Genomic DNA, 19,525 nt, shown 5'->3' on the forward strand with positions numbered 1-19,525 from the left:
CGCGTTCGCTCCCCTCCACAATCAGTTGCGGCCGAAAAGCTTGTCCGGAAGCGGATCGGGCGCTTCATGCCCGGCAATGGGCGCAGGGTTGCGGCGCATGGCAATGCTCGCCTCGGCCAATCTGGCCACCATGCTCTGGGACGGGGCCGACGCGACCACCATTTCCTTGGCCGCTGCGGTCTCCTCGGCCGGAGCCCCCGGCGGATCGGCCACATACACCAACGCACCCAATGCCGCCACGACGATGATGGCAAGTATCCGCTTCATGACCATCCCCCTGTGCCTTGGCCGCCCCCGGCGGCGTTTCCCCATTTGCCGACACAATGAAGAGTAGCCAGAACCATGCCAGTTTGCGCGCAATAGATTTTCAACAATTTCAAAGTGGCAAACCCCGTGTCCCCGCCCGGCCCGCTTTTTTCCCAAAACGCAGGAATCACCTTCGGATAATTTACCATATTTCGGGAATATCCCGATCCTTCAGGCCGGGGTCGTCCGCTTTTCCGGTCCTTGCCGCCTTCCCCCCAAAGGAGGGGGAAAACGCCGCCAGGCGGCGCCAGGCCCCTGGGCACGGTGCGGCACTGGTCCGGTGATCGAAAGCGGTTGCCGAGGAATGGACGGGCGGCTTGCCTTGAGCCCCTGCCCGGGGGTATGGCGGCTGCATGCGGCGCACTGCCCGGCTTTTGGCCGTCATCGCCCTGGCCCTGGGCCAGGCGTTTTTCCCGGAGGCGAGCTTGGCCCTTTCCACCGCCCTGGACCGGCCGGACGTCGGCCGCCGGCTCTTCCATCCCCGGCCCGAAACCGGGCCGGCCCGGCCGGATCGCGACTGTTTCGCCACGGCGCCGGACGGCACGCGCCTCCATGTCCGCCTGCACCTGGCAAACGCCGCCTTCCCCACCCTGCTGCTCTTCCACGGCAACGGCGAAATCGCCTCGGACTACGACGACCTGGCCCCGCTGCTCGCCGGCATCGGGCTCAACCTGGCGGTGGGGGAATTTCGGGGCTACGGCCTGTCGGACGGGGAGCCGCAAGCCTCGAAGCTTGGGCCCGATGCGGCTGTTGCCTTCGATTTCGTGCGGGGGAAACTGGCGGCCTCGGGTTTTTCCCCGGGCCTTGTGGTCATGGGCCGGTCGCTTGGCAGCGTGTGCGCCCTGTCCCTGGCCGACGCGCGGCCCGGGGACCTCGGCGGGCTGGTGCTGGAAAGCGCCTTTGCCACCACGCTGCCCCTGCTACACGTACTGGGGCTCGAGCCCGGGCTCCTCGACCTCCGCGAGACCGACGGCTTCGGCAACCTGGCCAAGGCCGCCCGCTTCACCGGGCCGACGCTGGTCATCCGACCTCATCGAGGCCGGCGAGGCGCGGCTGCTTTTCGCCGCCTCGCCGGCCGCCCACAAACGCCTGCTGCTCATCCCCGGGGCCGGGCACAACGACCTTTTTTTCGTCGGCCGCCGCCACTACCTCGACGCCCTGGCCGGCCTGGCCGCCCAGGCGCGCGGCCCTGGCCACGACACCCCCGGGGCGGCCCCGCCCTGACGGCGCAACCGGTAACGGCGCGACGCGCGGGGATGCCCCGGCGGCACGCCCCCTCCCCCGGAGCTTTCCACGGAGCCAACGCCATGCTGCTGCGACACGCCGAGGAATCCGACTATCCGGGCATCATCGCCCAGCTCGACGCCTGGTGGGCCGAGCGCCACATGACGGACATGCTGCCCCGGCTTTTTTTCAAGCACTTCCGGGACACGAGCTTCGTCATCGAGGAGGGGGGCGCGGCCATCGCCTTCCTGATCGGCTTCGCCTCCCAGACCGACCCGGCCCAGGCCTATGCCCACTTCCTGGGCGTCCATCCGGCCCACCGCCGCCGGGGGCTGGCCAGGCGCCTGTACGAGCGCTTTTTCGAGGCGGCCCGGTCGCGCGGCTGCGCCGTCGTGCATGCGCTCACTTCGCCGGTCAACCGCCGCTCCATCGATTTCCACCGCCACATCGGCTTCACCCTGGAGCCCGGCGACCGCCTCGAGGACGACATCCCCGTGCACAGCGACTACGACGGCCCGGGCGAGGACCGGGTCCTGTTCGTGAAACGGATCGGGCAGGCGTCGGGCTAGAAGACCTCGGCCTCGAACCAGGAGATCGCGGTGTCCGGATGCCGCCAGCAGCCGGGCTCCAGGCCGGCCTTGCGGCAGGTCTGGCCCAGGAACGTTTCCCGGTCCCAGCCCCACTCCACCGGCACCTGCGGCAACAGCAGCCCCGAGCGCATCCCCCGGCGCAGCAGCAGCCCGTGGCGGCCCACTTCCACCAGGGCCGGGTCGGGGCACGGCGTCAGGGGGCTTAAGACGGAAATCTCGATGGCGATGTCCTGGAACTCCTCCCGGGTCAGGGGCGCAAAGCGCGGGTCGCCGAAGGCCGCCGCCTCGGCCATGTCGCCGATGGTGGCGAAAAGCGGCCGGTCGCCGACGATATGGCCGATGCAGCCGCGCAGCCGGCCGCGCAGGGTCAGGGTGACGAAGGCGCCATGGGGCTCGCGCAGCTTGGCGGTGGGCGGTTCGGGCAGGGCCGGTTCGCGGCCGGCCAGCCGGCCGGCGATGCGCAGGCGCACCAGATCCTTGAGAAAGGCCTTTTCCTCGTCCGTGAGGCTGAAGCGGAAGGCGTCCATGGGGCCTCCTTGGGCTGGTCAGGATCGCGCCTCTCGGCAGGATTCGCCGAGCAGGCCGTAGAATTCGCCGGTCATGGCCTGCATGAGGAAATGGCAGTCCGTGGGGAAGGGGCGCGTGGGGATGCCGACCTCGTGCAGGAAGGTCAGGGTCTCGGGGGCCACGTCGCGGCCGTGGGCGTAGACGACGGGCGTGGTCAGCTGCCGCAGGGCCTCACCGGCGGCGTGGCTCCATTTCCCGGGCAACGCCTTGGCCTCGCGCCGCACGGCCAGGACCGTGCGCAGGAAGGCCTCCTCGCCGCAAAAGCGCAGCGACGCGTAATAATGGCGGCAAAAGGGGAACCGCCCCAGGTAGTCGCGAAAAATCACCTGCTCGCGGAACTCCTTGTACCATTCGGCAAAGCGCCCCGAAAGCCGCGCCGCCTCGGCATGGGCCGTGACGAACGAGCCGAAGCGCGTCACCGAGGCCTCGGCCAGGACCAGCCGGTCGACCGTGCCCGGCGCGGCGTCGCGGCAGAAATAGATGGCCGGGATGCCGCCCACGGAATGGGCCGCCAGCACCAGGGGCGCCGGGCGCAGGCCGCAGCTTCCCGTCAAGTGGTCCAGCAGCAGCCGCAGCCGCCTGGCGCTGGCCTCCATGGAATAGTCCTCGACTTGCGGGCTGCCGCCATGGCCGGCCATGTCCCAGGTAATGACGCTGGCCCCGTCCAGGTAACGCGTCTCGAAGGCCTCCTCGAAGGCCAGGTGGGAATCGCCCAGGCCATGCAGGCAGACCACGGCCGGCGCCCGGCCGGGCATGATCCTGGCCCGGGCAAAGATCGCCCCGTCGTCGGTGGGCACGAGGAGGTCCCGGACTTCCCCGCCTCCCCGGCGGCCTGCTGTAAGGAACTGTCCCATTTTCTTGACCACAACCCCTCGGTCCCTGTAACCCTATCCGTAAAGCCCGCGTTAGGCCAGCCACCCCGGCCGGCCCGGGTATCCCCACGGACCCTCTTGCGGCGGACACAACCTATGCAACTGACGATTTCATCCAGACTGGCCCTGGGATTCGGCCTGGTGCTCGCGGCCATGGCCACGGGAACACTGGTGCTCACCGCTTCCCTCGGCAACGTGCGCGAGCGGGCGGCGCGCATCCACGACACGAGCCTTCCCCTGGCCGACGAGGCGGCGCGCATGCAGTTCGCGGCCGTCAACGTGCAGCAGTTCCTCACCGACGTCTCGGCCACGGGCGAGGAGGACGGCTTCGGCGAAGCCGCCGCCGCGGCCAAGGAGTTCCGCCAGGGCGTGGAACGGTTCCGCGCGACGGCCCGCGCCGGAAGCGATGCGGCCCCGCGCAACGAAATCGAGGCCATCGCCAAGGATTTCGAAGCCATGTACGAGGTCGGCCAGCGCATGGCCAAGGTCTACGTCACGGACGGGCGGGCGGCCGGCAACGTCCTCATGGAGGATTTCGACCAGCGCGTCACGGCCCTGGACAAACGCATCGCGCCGCTCAAGCAGGCGCAATTCACGGCCGCCGACAGCGAGGTCGCGGCCGTGGCCGAGGGCCTGGCCTGGGACCTGCGCCTGCAATACACGCTGTTGGGCATTTCCTTGGCCATTGGCCTGATCACGGCCTGGCTCGTTTCCCGCGGCATCCTGCGCCAGCTCGGGGCCGAACCGGCCGTGGTGGCCGCCGTGGCCCGCGACGTGGCCGCCGGGCGCTTCGACGCGGTGACCAACGCCTGCGCCGTGGCGGGCCGCGATTGCGGTGTCATGGCGGCCATGGCCGAGATGGCCGAGAAATTGCGCGCCTCCTTCCGGGCCCTGGAAACCGAAAAGGCGGCGGCCGAAAGCAAGTCCGCCGAAGCCCAGCACAGCCGGCAGGAGGCCGAAGCGGCCATGGCCAAGGCCGAACGCGCCCGCCTGGAGGGCATGGCCGAGGCCGCCGTCCAGCTCGAGGACCTGGCCGACGTGGTGGCCCGGGCCGGCAACGCCCTGACCGACCGGGTGGCCCAGGTTTCCGGCGGCTCGCAACGCCAGCGCGACCGCACGGCCGAAACGGCCACGGCCATGGAGGAACTGAGCGCCACGGCCCTGGAAGTCGCCCGCAACGCCGCCCGCGCCTCCGACAGCGCCGAGGCCGCCCGTCAAGGCGCCCGCGACGGCCTGGCCGCAACCGACGAGGTGACGCGCTCCATCGACCGGGTACGCGAGCTGTCCCTGGGCCTCAAGTCCAGCCTCGACGCCCTGGGCGAGCGGGCCAAGGGCATTTCCGCCATCATGGGCGTCATTTCCGACATCGCCGACCAGACCAATCTCCTGGCGCTCAATGCCGCCATCGAGGCGGCCCGGGCCGGCGAGGCCGGGCGCGGTTTCGCCGTGGTCGCCGACGAGGTGCGCAAACTGGCCGAAAAGACCATGCAGGCCACGGGCGAGGTCGCCTCGGTCATCACCGCCATCGACGGGGCGGTCAAGGAAAACGTGGCCGGCATGGACACGGCCGTGGCCGCCGTGGCCGCCACCACGGAACTGGCCGGCAAGTCCGGGGAATCGCTGCGCCATATCGTGGCCATGGCCGAAACCACCACCGAGGAGATCGGCCGCATCGCCGGCGCCGTCACCCAGCAAACCACGGCCGCCGAGGAGATCAACCGCGCCCTGGCCGACATCAGCCTCGTGTCCGAGGAGACGGCCCAGGGCATGGACGACGCCCGGGACGAACTGGGCCGGCTGTCGTCGTCCACGAGCCAGTTGGCCGAACTCATCGAGGACCTGCGCCGGCAATCGCCCAAAGCCCTGGCCTAAGGCCGCCCAGGCCGCCGCGAAACACAAACGCCCGGACCGCATGGCGCGGCCCGGGCGATCGTTTTACAGGGAAACGGCGGCCTAGTACACGCCGCGCTCGTTGAAAAAGGGGCCGTACTTCTTGTCCGTGCCCTTGATGTGGCCGACGAGCCAGTTTTTGAGGAAATTCATGACCTCGGTGGTCAGCGCCGCCTTGTTGGCCCGGAAATCGTTGCCGAAGGCGATGACCTGGTCCACGAACTTGTCGTGTTCCTTGCGGTGGTTGAGGTAGCCCGGATACTTGTACTGCTCCATGAGCTTTTCCTCGTAGCCGAAGTGCTCCACCGCGTACTCCTCCAACTCGCGCAAAATGGCCTCCACCTGGTGCTTGCCCTTGCCCGAGCGCATGGCCTCGTGCAGGTCGCAGATCATCTGCACGAGCTTCTGGTGCTGGCTGTCGATCTCCCGGAGGCCCACGGCCAGGGAATCGTCCCATTGCAGGATGCCGCCGCCGATAGAGCAGGCATTGGTGCCGCCGTTGCCCGAGGCCTTGGCGGCCGGGGCCGGCCGGGGCGAGGCGCTGCCGATGACGGGCGTCCGGGCGGCGGCCGGTTTGGTTGTGGTTGCCGGCCTGGTCGCTGTCGTCGGCTTGGTGGTGGCCGTGGGCCTGGCCTCCGGCAGGGCCTTGGCCGTCCGGGCCGGGGAGGCGGGCAGCGGCCTGGCTTTGACCGCCGGGCGCGAGGCCGGGGGCAGGGCCTTGGCCGGGGCCGGCCGGGACGGCGGCAGGGGCCGGCGCGGCGACGCGGCCACGGCCCGGGGGGCGGCGACCACCCGTCGCGTGGACGGCTCCTCGCCGGTCATGCGGCGGATGACGTCGTCGAGTTCGCCGGCCAGGGCGGACAGGGCCGACAGGGCCTGGTTGGCGATTTCCATGCCGTCGGCCGTATCGCCGGCGATGCGGTTGACCTCGTCCACGGCCCGGTTGATCTCCTCGGAGGTGGCGGACTGCTGCTCCGAGGCCGTGGCGATGGATTCGACTTGGGTGGCCGTGGTTTCGACGATGCCGACGATCTCGTCCATGAAGCGCCCCGAGGCGGCGGCGGACTGGGTGCTTTCCTCGATGCCGGAGGCGGCGGATTCCACGGCGGCGATGTTTTCCCGGGCCTGGCCCTGGATGGAAACCACGGCGTCGCCCACCTCCTTGGTGGCGGTCATGGTCTTTTCGGCCAGCTTTCTGACCTCGTCGGCGACCACGGCGAAGCCGCGCCCGGCGTCGCCGGCCCGGGCCGCCTCGATGGCGGCGTTGAGGGCCAGCAGGTTGGTCTGGTCGGCGATGTCGGAAATGACGTTCATGATGTGGCCGATGTTGTCGGCCTGCTGGCCCAGGCGGGTCATGGACTCCTTGAGTTCCAGGATGCGCTGGCGGATGGTCTCGATGGAGGTGACGGCCGAGCGCACGCCGGCGGCGCCGGTAATGGCCTTGGCCTTGGCCTCGTCGGCGCTGGCCGCGGCCGAGGCGGCGTTTCTGGCCACTTCGAGCACGGTGGCGTTCATCTCCTCCATGGCCGTGGCCGTTTCGATCATGCGGTCGCGCTGGTGGCGGGCGCCGCCTTCCACCTGTTCGGTCTGGGCCAGGAGGTTACCGGTGGCGTCCAGCATGGATTCGGAAACGGCCCGGGCCTTGCCGGCGGCGTCGTTGAGCTTGGCCAGCAGTTCGCCCGTGCGCGCCTCCTGCTCCTTGGCGCCAAGCAGGGCCGCGTCGGTTTCGGCGGCATGGCGCGAGGCCTCGTCGCCCTTGAACTGGCATTCGTTTATTTTCACTTGGAGCGCCGCGACCATGCGGGAGAGTTCGTCGCGCAGTTCGGCCAGTTCCGGGGGAAAGGCACCTTCGGGGCTGGCCTTGAGGTCGCCCCCGGCCACGGCCCGGGCATAGCCGCGCAGCCGCTCCAGCGGTTTGGCGAAATTGCGCCGCAGCAGCGAGAGCACGAGCACGAACACGACCGCGCCCACGGCCATGCAGCCGGCCTGGATGGAGCGCAGCAGCACGACGCTGGCTTCGGTGTCCGCCTGCAGCTCGGCCACGGCCTTGTCCTGGGCCTCCACCACCTCCTCGGAAGCCAGGAGCACCTTTTCGGAAGCCGCGCCGTCCCCGCTTTGCAGGATCGATTCCACAGCCTCGACGAAAGCCCGGCTTTTCGCCCCGGCCGCATCCAGCAATGCCGCCGTTTCCGGGGCCGGCGCCGGGATGGACACCTTTTTGGCCTCGCCGTACAGGCCGCCACGGGCCAGCAGGGACTGCATGGCGGCAAAGCCGGCCAGGCGCTTGCGGACATCCTCGGCCAGCCGGGCCGGGCCCTTGCCGTCCTTGGCCTGGTGGGCGTAGGCCAGGGCCTCCTTGGCGGTCTTCTGGATGATCATCCGCTGCCGGCCGGCCAGGTTGATGACCAGCCCGTCCGTCTCCTGGCCCGAGGTGATGGTCCAGGTCACCGCGAACATGGCGCAACTCAAGAGGAACATGAGGCCAAGCGAGCAAAGGATCTGCACACGAATGCTCATGAAGTGTCTCCTTGCCCCCGGCGTCGAGAAAACATCCCTCGATGGCCGCCAGGGCCTCGCTGTTCCAGCATGACGCCCGCCGGAAAGTCAATGGACATTTTTGTTATCGAAACAGTGCGGTTCCGGCCGACAGAATGCCTTCCAGCTCGTGGTCGCGCAGGCGCAGCCGTGTACGCAGACGGGCGATCTCCACCCCCGGGTCGAACAGCGGATAGTCGCTGCCGAAAAGGATGCGTTCGCGCGGATGGCCGGCAACGATGCGGCGCAGGGTCTCGTCGTCGATGAAGGCCAGGGTGCTCGAGGTGTCGATGTAGACGTCCTTGCCGATGAGGTGCTCCAGGGCATAATTCCAGTGGAGATAGCCCCCCATGTGGGCGGCGATGACCGTCAGGTCGGGGAAATCGCGCACAATGGCCGCCACCTTGGCCGGGCAGGAGTTGTTCTCCGTCGGCGGCAGCCGGTCGCCCACGTGGAGCATGACCACGAACCGGCCGGACAGGGCCTCGAAGATGGGCCATAGCTTGCGGTCGTCCAGGCGGAAGCCCTGGAAATCGGCGTGGAACTTGATGCCCTTGATGCCGTTGCGCCACAGCCGGTCGAGTTCGCGCTCGAAATCGGGAAAGTCGGTGTGCAGGGTGCCGAAGGCCAGGATGGCCGGGTTTTCCCGGTGGATGCGGATGGCCCAGTTGTTGGCCGGGACCACCTGGGCCGGGGCGGTGGCGGCGTTGTGGACCACGACCTTGTCCAGGCCGGCCGCCTTGGCCCGGGCCAGCAGGTCGTCGATTTCGCCCGTGCCCACGGGGTGGATGCCGTAGTGGCCCTCGAGTTGGGCCAGGACCTTGTCAGCGATTTTCGGATGATAGGCGTGCGTATGGATGTCGATGAACATGACGGAATGCAGGGGAGAGAGGGTTAGAAGGAAAACAGCTCGCGCAGCCAGGCCGGCACGGGAATGGGCCGGCCTTTCGGCGAGGTGCAGGCATGGAGCGTCTCGCCGGCGGCCAAAAGCGCGGTCCCGTCCGGGGGACCGTAAACCTGGTAGGCGAAGGTGATCGAGGCCCGGCCCCAGGCGCTGATGGCCGTGCGCACCGTGACTTCGTCGTCGTAGTGGGCCGGGCGCAGGTAACGCACGGCCAGGTCGCGCACGGGCAGCCAAACGCCGCGCGCCTCCACCTCGCCGTAGCTCATGCCGCGCTCGCGGATGAACTGTCCCCGGCCCCGCTCGAACCAGTGGGGGTAATGCCCGTAGTAGGCATAGCCCATGCGGTCCGTCTCGCCGTAGGACACGGTCAGGCGCAGCCGGCTGTCGGGGGCGGGAAAATCCTCGGGTTTGACGATCAGCGCCATGGGGGTTCGCTATCCTTGCCGCATCCAGTCGATGGCCCGGGGCAGCAAGGCATGCCCCGGGGCGACGGCCAGGCCGGTTGCGGCCGCCTCGCGCTCGGTAAAGGCCGCGACGCCCGAGGGCGTTACCCCCCTTGCCCAGAAAAGGAAAGGCACGGGATCGGCGGCATGGGTGCGGATGGCGAGGGGGGTCAGGTGGTCGCAGGCGATGACCAGGGCGGCCGTATCGCCCAGGGCCGCGACCAGGGGCGCCACGATGCGGGCGTCGAAACGGGCCACGGCCTCGGTTTTCCCGGCCGCGTCGCCGCCGTGGCCGCACTCGTCCGGGGCCTCGACGTGGACGAAGACGAAATCGCCGTCCTTTAAAAATTCCAGCGCGGCCGCCACCTTGCCTTCGTAATTGGTCTCGAGCAGGCCCGTGGCGCCGGGCACGTCGAGCACGGCCATGCCGGCCGCCCGGCCCAGGCCCTTGACCAGGTCCACGGCCGAGACCACCGCCCCGCGCAGGCCGAACGTGGCGGCGAAATCCGGCAGGGTCAGCGCCCTGCCCTGGCCCCAGGGCCACACGGCGTTGGCCTTGCTGGGGTTGTCCGGCCCGGACAGGACGGCGGCGGCTTTGCGCACGAAATCCCACAGCGCCGGCACGCGGCGAAACTCGGCCAGGTCGGCGGCGATGCCCTGGTCGGTGATGTCGTGGGGCGGGCGCACGGCGATGTGCGCCTCTTCCCGGCCGGCCGCGCCCCGGGCCACCAGCAGGTGGCGGTACTGCACGCCCGGGAAAAGCGCGTAGCCCTCGGGCAGGCACTCCCGGCCCAGGCGCTCCACGAGCCTGGTGGAAACGTCCGTGGCGATATGGCCGGCCGAGTAGTCGCGCATGAGCCCGTCGTCGGCAAGTCCGCTCACCGTCACGGTGTTGAGCCGAAAGACCACGTCGTCGGGCGCGAGGGCCAGCCCCATGGCCGCCGCCTCGATGGGTCCGCGCCCGGTGTGGTGGCTGCCCGGGTCGAAGCCCAGAAGCGACATGTTGGCCACATCCGACCCGGGCGCCAGGCCCTCGGGCACGGTGCGGCAAAGCCCGACCAGCCCTTCCCGGGCCAGCCGGTCCATGACCGGGGTGGCGGCCGCTTCCATGGGCGTCTGGCCACCCAGGGCCTCGACGGGCCAGTCGCCCATGCCGTCGGCGATGAGGAAAACGAGCTTGGTGGGGGGAGTGGAAAAAGACAAGGGGAGCCTCCGGCGGCCAGGGAGAAACCTTTTGGAAAAAGTTTCTCCCTGGACCCTCTTCAAAAACTTTTAATGGGGGCGGCGGGCGTCACGCGTCGCCGGTTGTCGTTGGGGGAGAAGTATTCCAGGTGATCGGCCGTGGCCTGGGCGACAGCCTGGCCACAGTACCGGGCGACGAGGCGCAGGCCCAGGTCGATGCCGGCGCTGATGCCGGCGGACGTGAGGATGTGGCCGTCCTCCACCACATGCTGGTCGCCTACGACCGTGACGCCGGGGAAGGCCTCACGCATCCAGGGCAGCGACCGCCAATGGGTGGTGGCCCGCCGGCCGCAAAGCAGGCCGGCCTGGCTGAGCAGCATGGAGCCGGTGCACACGCCGGCCAGGGTTTCCACCTGCGAGCCCGTGACCTTGATCCAGTCGATCAGGAAAGCGTCGCCAAGGGCCGCCCGCACGCCCCAGCCGCCGGGGACAAGCAGGATGTCCGGCACCGGGCACTCGGCCAAGGCGACGTCGGGCAGGAAGCGGGCGCCGTTGGCGCTGGCCACCGGGTCGAGCGCGGCGGCGGCCAGGCGGACGCGAAAGGGCGACGGCTCCTCCCGACGTTTGGCCTCGTCGAGCCGGCAGGCGGAAAGCGCTTCATACGGGCCGCAGAAATCGAGCAGTTCCACGTCCGGGAAAACCAGGATCACCACGTCCCTGTGCTGTCGGCTCATCCGTCTGCTCTCCGATTTCCCGGCCCGGGCATTCCCCCGAAGCCTATGACACCCGAAACACCGCCCATCTGGCCGGGGCCACCGGCTCCCAGCAAAAATCCGGCTTGCGCCGGAATCTCCCTGAAGCGAACCCCTACCCCAAATCTTCCCCGGTGGGGGTGGTCCAGGAGGGGCGTCACGCCCCTCCTGGCCGCCGGAGGCATTTTCCTTGCCCATCGATGCCACATCGTCCCGGCCCGGGGCGTCACGCCCCTCCTGGCCGCCGGAGGCATCTTCCCTGCCTTTCCCTCTTCCCTCTACAGCACTCGAAAATGCACCGTGCCCGGCTTGATGAACGACATGGCGGCGGCGTCGTCGAGCACGCCCTGGATGGCCCGTTCGGCGGCCTCGTGGGTGAGGAAGACGATGGGCACGTAGCCGTCCTCAGGTTCGCCCTTCTGCACGGCCTGGCTGATGCTCACGCCGTGCACGCCCATGGATTTGGAGATGGCGGCCATGACGCCGGGCTGGTCCTTGACCGTGAAATGGATGTAGTGCGGGCAGACGGCGTCCATGGGATCGAGCAGCGCCGCCTCGGGCAGGGGTTCGGTCAGGAAGCCGGTGTTGTTGGGCACCATGCAGGCCCGGGACAGGGCCATGATGTCGGCCAGCACGGCGCTGCCCGTGGGCAGGTCGCCGGCGCCCTTGCCGTGGAGGATGATGGGCCCGGAGGCGTCGCCCTCCACGCGCACGGCGTTGAACGCCCCCCGGACGCTGGCCAGCAGGTAGTCCTTGTGCACGAGCATGGGGCACACCCCGGCCACGAGCTTGCCGTCGGCCTCGTGGACCTGGCCGATGAGCTTGATGCCATAGCCGAATTCGGCGGCGAAGCGGATGTCCTCGGGCGTCACCCGGGTAATGCCCTCGACGAACAGGCGGGCCAAGGGCAGGTTCTGCCCGTAGGCCAGGCGGATGAGCAGGAGGAGCTTGTGGGCGGCGTCGAGGCCCTCGATGTCGAGCGTCGGGTCGGCCTCGGCGTAGCCGAGTTCCTGGGCCTGGCGCAGGGCCTCGGCAAAGGCCAGGCCCTTGTCGCTCATGCTGCTTAAGATGTAGTTGGCCGTGCCGTTTAAGATGCCGATGATGCTCTTGATGCGGTTGCCGGCCAGGGATTCCTTGAGGGTGGCGACAATGGGGATGGCCCCGGCGCAGCTGGCCTCGTAGTAGAGCCCCAGGCCCTTTTGCGCGGCCAGGGCGAAGAGTTCCGGGCCGCGTTCGGCCAGCAGGGCCTTGTTGGCCGTGACCACGTGCTTGCCGGCGCAAAGGGCCTTGTGGATGAGGTCGAAGGCCGCGTCGATGCCGCCCATGAGCTCGACCACGATGTCGATGTCCGGGTCGCCGATGAGCGCCCCGGGGTCGTCGGTCAACTCGACGCCCTGGCCCAGGCTGACGGCGCGCGGCTTGCCGAGGCTGCGCACCAGCACCTTTTTCAGGACCAGGCGGCGGCCCAGGCGCCGGGTGATCCACTCGGCGTTGCGTTGCAGGATGGCCACGAGGCCGGACCCGACAGTGCCGAGCCCGGCCAGACCGATACGGACGGGAGCGTCGCTTGCGGCGTTCATCCGGAAAGCACCTTTTTTATGCCGCGCATGGCCTGATTGATGCGATGGCGGTTTTCGACCAGGGCGAAGCGGACGTGGTTGTCGCCGAAATGCCCGAAGCCAAGGCCCGGCGAGACGGCCACGCCGGCCTCGCGCAGGAGCAGCTTGGAGAATTCCACGGACTTGAGGTGGGCGAATTCCTCGGGGATCTTGGCCCACACGAACATGGTGGCCTTGGGCGCGGGCACGTCCCAGCCGGCGCGGGCCAGGCCCTCGATGAGGGCGTCGCGGCGGTCCTGGTGGACGTCCATGATCTCGCGCACGCACTCCTGGGGGCCATTTAGGGCGACCGTGGCCGCGATCTGGATGGGCTGGAAGATGCCGTAATCCAGGTAGCTCTTGATGCGGGTCAGCGCGTGGACCATTTCGGGGTTGCCGCAGCAAAAGCCCACGCGCCAGCCGGCCATGGAATAGCTTTTGGTCAGCGAGAAGAACTCCACACCCACGTCCTTGGCGCCCTTGGCCTGCAGGAAGCTCGGCGGCTGGTAGCCGTCGAAGCCGAAATCGGCGTAGGCGAAGTCGTGGATCACCATGATGTCGTGTTCCTTGGCGAAATCCACGATGCGCTGGAAGAAGTCCAGGTCCACGGTGGCCGTGGTCGGGTTGTGGGGGAAGGAGATGATGAGCAGCTTGGGCTGGGGCCAGGTCTGCTTGGTGGCGGCGAGCAGGTCTTCGATGAAGTCGCGGTCGGCGCTAATGGGAATGCGCCGCACGTCGGCTCCGGCGATGATGCAGGAGTACGGGTGGATCGGGTAGGACGGATCCGTGGCGAAGACGACGTCGCCGGGCGAGAGCATGACCAGGGCCAGGTGGGCCAGGCCTTCCTTGGCGCCCATGGTGACGACGGCCTCGGTTTCGGGGTCGATGTCCACGTCGAAGCGGCGCTTGTACCAGCCGGAGATGGCGTTTCGCAGGCCCTTGATGCCGCGGGAGGCGGAATAGCGGTGGTTGACGGCCTTTTGTGCTGCCTCGACGAGTTTTTCGACGATATGGGGGGGCGTGGGCAGATCGGGGTTGCCCATACCGAGGTCGATGACGTCTTCGTTTCGCCGCCGCATCTGCATTTTGAGCTCGTTGACGGTGGCGAAGACGTATGGCGGGAGGCGCTCCATACGCGCGAACTTTTTCATGCCCTGGACTCCTTTTGAGGGGGCTTGATGATGCCGAAGGGGGAGCATAGCCGCGTGGGGAGTGCTCTGTAAAGTGTCGTGACGCAAAGAATTGGCCGGATTGCCGCGATTTTATCTTGACCGCCGGGGAGCAACCGTCTATCAAGTCGTTTTGCGGAGAGGTGGCCGAGTTGGCCGAAGGCGCTCGCCTGCTAAGCGGGTAACGGGGCTTAAACCCTGTTCGAGGGTTCAAATCCCTCCCTCTCCGCCAGATATTTAGAATCATTAAGAAAAGCCGTCCAAAATTGGGCGGCTTTTCGCTTTTCTGGCCACATGATGCGAGTAGCGGTGACGCCGTCGACCATGTTGCCGACCGCCCCTTTCCTCGAAAAATTTGCGCTACCCGCTATGCGCTGCCCCTAGCCCTCCCTTATCGATCCCATCGCACTTATCGGCCCTGCACCAAAGGTGAGACTTGAATCCGTGGCGTGCAGCCTACCGACCGTGCTGTCCTGGCGTCTATAAAATACCGTGAACGATAATTTTTGAGTCGTAGCCTTAGGAGAGGACATGAACCATTACGGATACTGAGATCTTCAAAACCGACTAGATGTCACAGTTTATCAATGTAAAAAATCTATAAACACTCGAACCCATGAGATATAAATCTAGCCTTAAAACCATGTTCCCAAGGCATATCCTATTTTACGACAGATAGAACTTTTAAATCAGATCTTCCGACCTTATACAAAAGAAGTTTCTTCTTGACATTATCCAAAAAGTAATAAAATCAACGTTGATTCTTGACAAGAATCAGCTACCATACCTATAAAGTCAAGGCAAATTGAAAATCAACAGGTTAACTAGACAATAGTTCCATTTTTCGTCGGCCAATAGAAGCAGACAGATGGCGAATAAGGCGCTAAAGCGAGACAGAATATTCCAAAATGCGGACTTACCTAAGAACAAATCCCTGTACCGGCCATATACTACAGACGCATAAATCAGCGTTCCTAAGCACTCAAAAATATATAAATATACTATAGAATTCATTTATCGCAATTGCTTTACAATTAACGTTTCTTGTTCACTTTGTAGCTCACGTCTACAGTTTATCCCCGAAGGACTACAAAATTACGTCCAAACTGGGGATTGTCGCCAAGCACGGATACATCAAACGATCAGGTTTTAATGTTCATCATGTCAACGCCTACAACAGCCAACTCACGAGTTGTATGGAACGATTTAAGGAGGGGGGCAACCGAGTGCTTACTCAATTGCCTTGGCTGGCGGTGAATGCTTGATCAGGTGAAAAACAAGTAGTCACCCCCCCCACTGGTCTTCGCAATGGCCCAGGGGAGATTTCAACACAAGCATGAACAGAGCCTTTTACTGTGGATAATTTTCACAAAACAAGCAAAAGGAGATGAACAATATGAAGCAGCTACCAGCTTTAGCACGTTTTGCCATAATGTTTTGCAGCATATTCGTATTCTGTATCCAAGTATGCAGAGCAGAAACAAAAGATGTTACAATGTTCGTTGACAATAAATTCATAGAGGAATTTGGAAAAATAACTCCATCGCCAAGTATAAATGTCACCATTTCAAACAAAAAGAGCAACAAAAACGAGGCTAGCATTGGTCCATGGTTAATGAATCCACCTAGAATGATATCGAGATCACAAGATTATAACTTTACCATCCACAATCCTTTTTACGGAGAGTCCGTCGAGAAGCGCCTTTTTGCATTCTACATTTATTCGATAGACGGAACCAGATGGAACAACTATCATACACTGGAAGAACCTATACAATTGCGCAACCTATGGATTGGGACACATAGATTATCTATTCAAGCTATCGACGTTGATGGCGTATGGTCAGACAAGGTTACCTACTCATGGATAGTTGATCCAGAGGCAGCCCCCGCACCGCTGAGTGATGCCTCGTCTCACGCGATGCTGCTGTACGATGACACACAGGAGTTGCAAGATTACCATTACCTCGGCGATTATTGGGGACAGGATGGATCGTATGGTTATATCCATTTTTCTACCAATTATACCAACGCATACACAGATACGTATACGGCAGCACAAAATAATATCACGGGATTACAATGGTATGGCGGAATCTGGGGTACGTGGCAAGAAGCTGTTGATAATTGCAATATGTTGAATTCTTTGGATAATACAGCATCTTGGCGATTGCCGACTGTACATGAACTCATCGAGGAGCTTGTTTTCAATCAACTACAGATAACCGATGCCCCAACTTGGTCGGAGACGACACCAGGTGCAGAGAGTAGTATGGCTTGGGGCGTCAACAATGCGACAGGGACAACGGGACTGGGGGATAAGTCTGGAAAGGCCTGGGGTGGCTGCGTGCAGGGAAGCCGCCGGGAACAAGACTTTACAAATGGCACATTGACAGCCATCGACAATTCCACACACCTTATGTGGACAAAAACCGCCCAACAATCCGTAAACTGGAAAGACGCCTTGGCCTATTGCCGTGATCTTGAACTCGAAGGTTTCACCGATTGGCGATTGCCTGATATCAAAGAATTGGAAAGCTTGGTTGTATACGGCAACACGCCGACATATGACGAAATTTTTACTGTTTCCGGCGACACGATTGTTTGGTCCGGAACTTCGTTATGCGATCCATATTCTCCTGTTGGAGCACGCACGATCGATTTCAGTTCAGGAAAAGGAAACGCCTCTGTCAAATCAAATACTCATAATGCATTTTGTGTTCGAGGCGGCGATGCATCAAGAATGCTGCCATATCCACGATATGGAGGAAATTTTAACGACGTCGGCCTAAACGAAATCAATCCCAATGGCCCATGGTATTATACAACGACGAAAACCATCTCCTGGACCAAGCAGGATGAGCCAGACGATACTTACCTCGATATCTATTTATCTTCAGACAATCTCACCAATTTGACCCCCATGGATTTTAATGAGGTTATGTCCAATTCGTGGCGATTGATTGGTTCACATATTCCGCAGACAAATTCTACACTCGATGTTCTTCCGTCACAATATGAAATTTCTGGCCAAGGAAAACGGCTTCTTTTTGTTGTCAGCACGGGATCGAGAACCTACACTCAGCCGTTCAACATTATAAAGCCGATTTCTTCAAGCATAAATTTTGTACTTTTAGAGCCTGCCCCATGACACCGCACTTTGTCGAGCCCCCTGTTGCCGACCTGATTATCGACCGAATCGTCGACCTACTTGTGCCCAAAGGGGCTTTCATGAGCCGACTTGAGCGCAAGGCAACTTCCTGGAATGATTCGGAGAGAATAATTATCAATAATATCGGGCTGTTCTGCTATGCGGGCAACGGGGTTTAAACCCTGTTCGAGGGTTCAAACCCCTCCCTCTCCGCCAGCTATTTCGAATCATTGAGAAAAGCCGCCCAGAAATGGGCGGCTTTTTGCTTTTTCTAATCTGCTATGCGCGTAGCGACCCCCGCGTCGACCTAGTCGCAGGGCGGCGATTCGGAGCGCATTGACCATTCCCTGAGTCCGGAGTAGGAATTCAAAGATGGGGGAAGCATTGCCCTCGCGTTTTCCCAAGCGGAGGCAGACGTGAAACTTGCCGTAGCCGGTAAAGGCGGCGTGGGGAAAACCACGCTCACGGCCTGGATCGGCGATTACCTCGCCCGGCAGGGCCGCGCGCCCTGGCTCGTGGACGCCGATACCGCCCTGTCCCTCGGTGCGGCCCTCGGCCTGCCTCCCGAGCAGACACCCACCCCCCTGGTGAGGGACGAGGCCCTCATCCGCCAGCGCATCGGCCACGGCGTCATCCGCCTCAACCCCGATGTCTCCGATCTGCCCGAACGCCTGCGGGTGCGCCTGGGCAACCTCAGCTTGCTGGTCATGGGTTCGGTTGCCGGCGCCGGCGGCGGCTGCGCCTGCGAGGCCAACGCCCTGCTCAAAGCCCTGCTGGCCCATCTGCTCCTGGACCGCGACCAATGCCTGGTGGTGGACCTGGAGGCCGGGGTGGAACACCTGGGGCGCGGGACGGTTGCGGCCGTGGACGGCCTGATCGTCGTGGCCGAGCCGAGCTGACGCAGCCTGTCCGTGGCCGCCCAGGTGGCGACCCTGGCCAGCGAACTGGGCCTCACGCGCCAGGTGCTGGTCCTCAACCGGACCCAGGCCCCGTGCGACCTGCCCGCGATACCCGGGCTGCCGCCCCTGGCCGCGGCCATTCCCCCGCTGTCGAGCCTGGCCGAGCGCCAGTTGAGGTCGCCGTCCGTGCTCGGCCTGCCCCAACGCGACACGATCGACGGGGCCTGCCGCGCCATCCTGTCCGCCCTGGAAGCGCTCCCCCGCCGCCAAGCGGAGGGCGCCGCACCCTCCCCACCACCGAGGTAAGCCATGCGTTACGTTGTCGTCGGCCTCCATGCGACGGGGCGCAGTGCCTGCATGTGGCTGCGCAAAGTGGACAAGTCCGCCGAAATCGTCGGCCTCGACCCCTCGCCCCTGCCCGTCTACTCCCGGCCGCTGATCAGCTACGTCCTGTCCGGGGAGATGGCGCTGCCGGATATGGACGTGGCTACGGACGGCTTCTGGAAGGATTTGGGCGTCAGCGTACGCGGCGAGCGCGCCGTGGCCCTCGATCCCGGTCGGGGCCGCCTGGAACTGGCCTCGGGCGAATCCCTGGCCGGCTGGACCTCGACACGGGCCAATCCCTCGAAGTCGACCTGGTGACCGCCGGCAAGGGCGTCGTGCCCGAGGCCGGCTGGCTCTGCGGCAGCGGCCTGGAATGCGACTTTGGCCTTTTGCCCGACGAGGGCCTGCGCACCACAGACGAACGCGTGTTCGCCGCCGGCGACCTGGCCCAGTCCCCGGACCTGATCCACGGCGACCGGCGCGTCAACGCCGTCTGGCCCGTGGCCGTGGAGCAGGGCCGAGTGGCCGCCCTGAACATGGCCGGCCTCAAGGCGGCCTACGCCGGCAGTATGGCTATGAATGCCATCCCGGTCTTCGGCTCGAACATGATTTCCGTGGGCGCGGTCAACCCGGCCCTGACCAAGGGCTGCGACGAACTCACGGCCGCGCCGCTGATCGAGGCCATCAAGGCCGGCAAGATCCGCAGCGCCGTGGGCGTTGTCGGCTGCAACAACCCCAAGGTGAAGCAGGACTACCAAAACGCCAACCTGATCCGCGAGTGCATCAAGCGCGACCTGCTGGTGCTGGTCACGGGCTGCGTGACCGTCTCCACCGGCAAGCAGGGGCTGCTCGTGCCCGAGGCCGCCGACCTGATCGACAGCCGCATCCGGGCCAAGCGGCAGGCCCTGGGGCTTGCGCCGTAGGCACCGGCAGCCGGACACCGCTTCGAAAAAGGGCTTGTGCCACGGGCATGAGCCCTTTTGCATCGTACCGGGGGAGGATCGTGAACGTTATCACGGACGGAGTCCCCTTCGGGCGCGGCAGCCGCGCTTTTTGGTTTGACGCGATTGCTTCCCTACGGCAAATACTTGAGACGCTCTTCGCGCTACACCATACAAG

Annotated in this window: 15 protein-coding genes, 1 tRNA gene and 1 pseudogene; 7 read left to right on the plus strand and 10 right to left on the minus strand. The window is 64.7% G+C overall.

Going from position 1 to position 19,525, the window contains the following annotated elements:
* Nucleotides 1-21: 21 nt before the first annotated feature.
* Complete coding sequence (locus tag ACP59X_RS15170; RefSeq protein WP_428559847.1) at nt 22-267, minus strand: hypothetical protein; 246 nt, start codon at nt 265-267, stop codon at nt 22-24.
* A gap of 392 nt (nt 268-659) precedes the next feature.
* Between ACP59X_RS15170 and ACP59X_RS15175 the strand changes: the two genes are divergently transcribed.
* Nucleotides 660-2,099: a GNAT family N-acetyltransferase gene (locus ACP59X_RS15175; protein ID WP_428559849.1), complete on the plus strand. Its 1,440-nt coding sequence runs from the start codon at nt 660-662 to the stop codon at nt 2,097-2,099.
* Here the strand turns inward: ACP59X_RS15175 and amrA are convergent.
* Both amrA and ACP59X_RS15185 read right to left on the minus strand, forming a co-directional pair.
* Complete coding sequence (amrA, locus tag ACP59X_RS15180; protein WP_428559851.1) at nt 2,096-2,647, minus strand: AmmeMemoRadiSam system protein A; 552 nt, start codon at nt 2,645-2,647, stop codon at nt 2,096-2,098. The two genes, ACP59X_RS15175 and amrA, sit on opposite strands and share 4 nt — an antisense overlap.
* An 18-nt stretch (nt 2,648-2,665) precedes the next feature.
* The gene (locus ACP59X_RS15185; protein ID WP_428559853.1) at nt 2,666-3,484 is read right to left on the minus strand and encodes an alpha/beta fold hydrolase; all 819 of its coding nucleotides are present in this window, start codon (nt 3,482-3,484) and stop codon (nt 2,666-2,668) included.
* 171 nt (nt 3,485-3,655) lie between these two features.
* Between ACP59X_RS15185 and ACP59X_RS15190 the strand changes: the two genes are divergently transcribed.
* Complete coding sequence (locus ACP59X_RS15190) at nt 3,656-5,431, plus strand: methyl-accepting chemotaxis protein (protein ID WP_428559855.1); 1,776 nt, start codon at nt 3,656-3,658, stop codon at nt 5,429-5,431.
* 81 nt (nt 5,432-5,512) lie between these two features.
* Here ACP59X_RS15190 and ACP59X_RS15195 read toward each other — a convergent pair whose 3' ends face one another.
* The 7 genes from ACP59X_RS15195 to ACP59X_RS15225 form a co-directional block, all read right to left on the minus strand.
* Nucleotides 5,513-7,966 (minus strand): bacteriohemerythrin, encoded by a 2,454-nt coding sequence (locus ACP59X_RS15195; RefSeq protein WP_428559857.1) that lies wholly within the window; start codon nt 7,964-7,966, stop codon nt 5,513-5,515.
* 103 nt (nt 7,967-8,069) lie between these two features.
* Entirely contained in the window at nt 8,070-8,855 is a 786-nt protein-coding gene (locus ACP59X_RS15200; RefSeq protein ID WP_428559860.1) for an amidohydrolase family protein, read from the minus strand.
* Nucleotides 8,856-8,878: 23 nt separating this feature from the next.
* Nucleotides 8,879-9,313, minus strand: coding sequence for an acyl-CoA thioesterase (locus ACP59X_RS15205; protein WP_428559862.1), 435 nt, complete (start codon nt 9,311-9,313; stop codon nt 8,879-8,881).
* A 9-nt stretch (nt 9,314-9,322) separates the two neighbouring features.
* Nucleotides 9,323-10,534 carry a cofactor-independent phosphoglycerate mutase gene (locus ACP59X_RS15210; RefSeq protein WP_428559865.1) on the minus strand — a complete coding sequence of 404 codons (1,212 nt, stop codon included), beginning with the start codon at nt 10,532-10,534 and terminating at the stop codon, nt 9,323-9,325.
* Nucleotides 10,535-10,593: 59 nt separating this feature from the next.
* Nucleotides 10,594-11,247 (minus strand): DJ-1/PfpI family protein, encoded by a 654-nt coding sequence (locus ACP59X_RS15215; protein ID WP_428559867.1) that lies wholly within the window; start codon nt 11,245-11,247, stop codon nt 10,594-10,596.
* A gap of 296 nt (nt 11,248-11,543) precedes the next feature.
* A complete protein-coding gene (locus ACP59X_RS15220; protein ID WP_428559869.1) occupies nt 11,544-12,845 on the minus strand; it encodes a homoserine dehydrogenase in 1,302 nt (433 codons plus the stop codon).
* Nucleotides 12,842-14,014, minus strand: coding sequence for an aminotransferase class I/II-fold pyridoxal phosphate-dependent enzyme (locus tag ACP59X_RS15225; protein WP_428559871.1), 1,173 nt, complete (start codon nt 14,012-14,014; stop codon nt 12,842-12,844). Before ACP59X_RS15225 ends, ACP59X_RS15220 begins: the two co-directional genes overlap by 4 nt.
* A 155-nt stretch (nt 14,015-14,169) precedes the next feature.
* On the opposite strand from ACP59X_RS15225, the gene ACP59X_RS15230 reads away from it, so the two are divergent.
* The 5 genes and pseudogenes from ACP59X_RS15230 to ACP59X_RS15250 all read left to right on the plus strand — a co-directional run bounded on the left by ACP59X_RS15230 (nt 14,170) and on the right by ACP59X_RS15250 (nt 19,329).
* Nucleotides 14,170-14,264: transfer RNA gene (locus tag ACP59X_RS15230), tRNA-Ser, on the plus strand.
* A gap of 1,164 nt (nt 14,265-15,428) precedes the next feature.
* Nucleotides 15,429-17,183: an Lcl domain-containing protein gene (locus tag ACP59X_RS15235; protein ID WP_428559873.1), complete on the plus strand. Its 1,755-nt coding sequence runs from the start codon at nt 15,429-15,431 to the stop codon at nt 17,181-17,183.
* Nucleotides 17,184-17,599: 416 nt separating this feature from the next.
* A pseudogene (locus tag ACP59X_RS15240) lies at nt 17,600-18,388 on the plus strand (ATP-binding protein).
* A gap of 3 nt (nt 18,389-18,391) precedes the next feature.
* On the plus strand, nt 18,392-18,724 hold the full coding sequence (locus ACP59X_RS15245) for an NAD(P)/FAD-dependent oxidoreductase (RefSeq protein WP_428559876.1): 333 nt from the start codon (nt 18,392-18,394) through the stop codon (nt 18,722-18,724).
* Nucleotides 18,721-19,329 (plus strand): NAD(P)/FAD-dependent oxidoreductase, encoded by a 609-nt coding sequence (locus tag ACP59X_RS15250; protein WP_428559878.1) that lies wholly within the window; start codon nt 18,721-18,723, stop codon nt 19,327-19,329. Before ACP59X_RS15245 ends, ACP59X_RS15250 begins: the two co-directional genes overlap by 4 nt.
* The last annotated feature ends 196 nt before the right edge of the window (nt 19,330-19,525 follow it).

It is taken from the genome of Solidesulfovibrio sp. DCME, from assembly GCF_049995385.1.
In the GTDB taxonomy this organism is placed as follows: domain Bacteria; phylum Desulfobacterota; class Desulfovibrionia; order Desulfovibrionales; family Desulfovibrionaceae; genus Solidesulfovibrio.

Coding starts and splice junctions, on each gene's coding strand:
- ACP59X_RS15190 (WP_428559855.1), top strand. CDS start 3,656: ATGCAACTGACGATTTCATCCAGACTGGCCCTGGGATTCGGCCTGGTG.
- ACP59X_RS15215 (WP_428559867.1), bottom strand. CDS start 11,247: ATGAGCCGACAGCACAGGGACGTGGTGATCCTGGTTTTCCCGGACGTG.
- ACP59X_RS15170 (WP_428559847.1), bottom strand. CDS start 267: ATGAAGCGGATACTTGCCATCATCGTCGTGGCGGCATTGGGTGCGTTG.
- ACP59X_RS15205 (WP_428559862.1), bottom strand. CDS start 9,313: ATGGCGCTGATCGTCAAACCCGAGGATTTTCCCGCCCCCGACAGCCGG.
- ACP59X_RS15225 (WP_428559871.1), bottom strand. CDS start 14,014: ATGAAAAAGTTCGCGCGTATGGAGCGCCTCCCGCCATACGTCTTCGCC.
- ACP59X_RS15175 (WP_428559849.1), top strand. CDS start 660: ATGCGGCGCACTGCCCGGCTTTTGGCCGTCATCGCCCTGGCCCTGGGC.
- ACP59X_RS15200 (WP_428559860.1), bottom strand. CDS start 8,855: ATGTTCATCGACATCCATACGCACGCCTATCATCCGAAAATCGCTGAC.
- ACP59X_RS15235 (WP_428559873.1), top strand. CDS start 15,429: ATGAAGCAGCTACCAGCTTTAGCACGTTTTGCCATAATGTTTTGCAGC.
- ACP59X_RS15220 (WP_428559869.1), bottom strand. CDS start 12,845: ATGAACGCCGCAAGCGACGCTCCCGTCCGTATCGGTCTGGCCGGGCTC.
- ACP59X_RS15245 (WP_428559876.1), top strand. CDS start 18,392: ATGCGTTACGTTGTCGTCGGCCTCCATGCGACGGGGCGCAGTGCCTGC.
- ACP59X_RS15195 (WP_428559857.1), bottom strand. CDS start 7,966: ATGAGCATTCGTGTGCAGATCCTTTGCTCGCTTGGCCTCATGTTCCTC.
- amrA (WP_428559851.1), bottom strand. CDS start 2,647: ATGGACGCCTTCCGCTTCAGCCTCACGGACGAGGAAAAGGCCTTTCTC.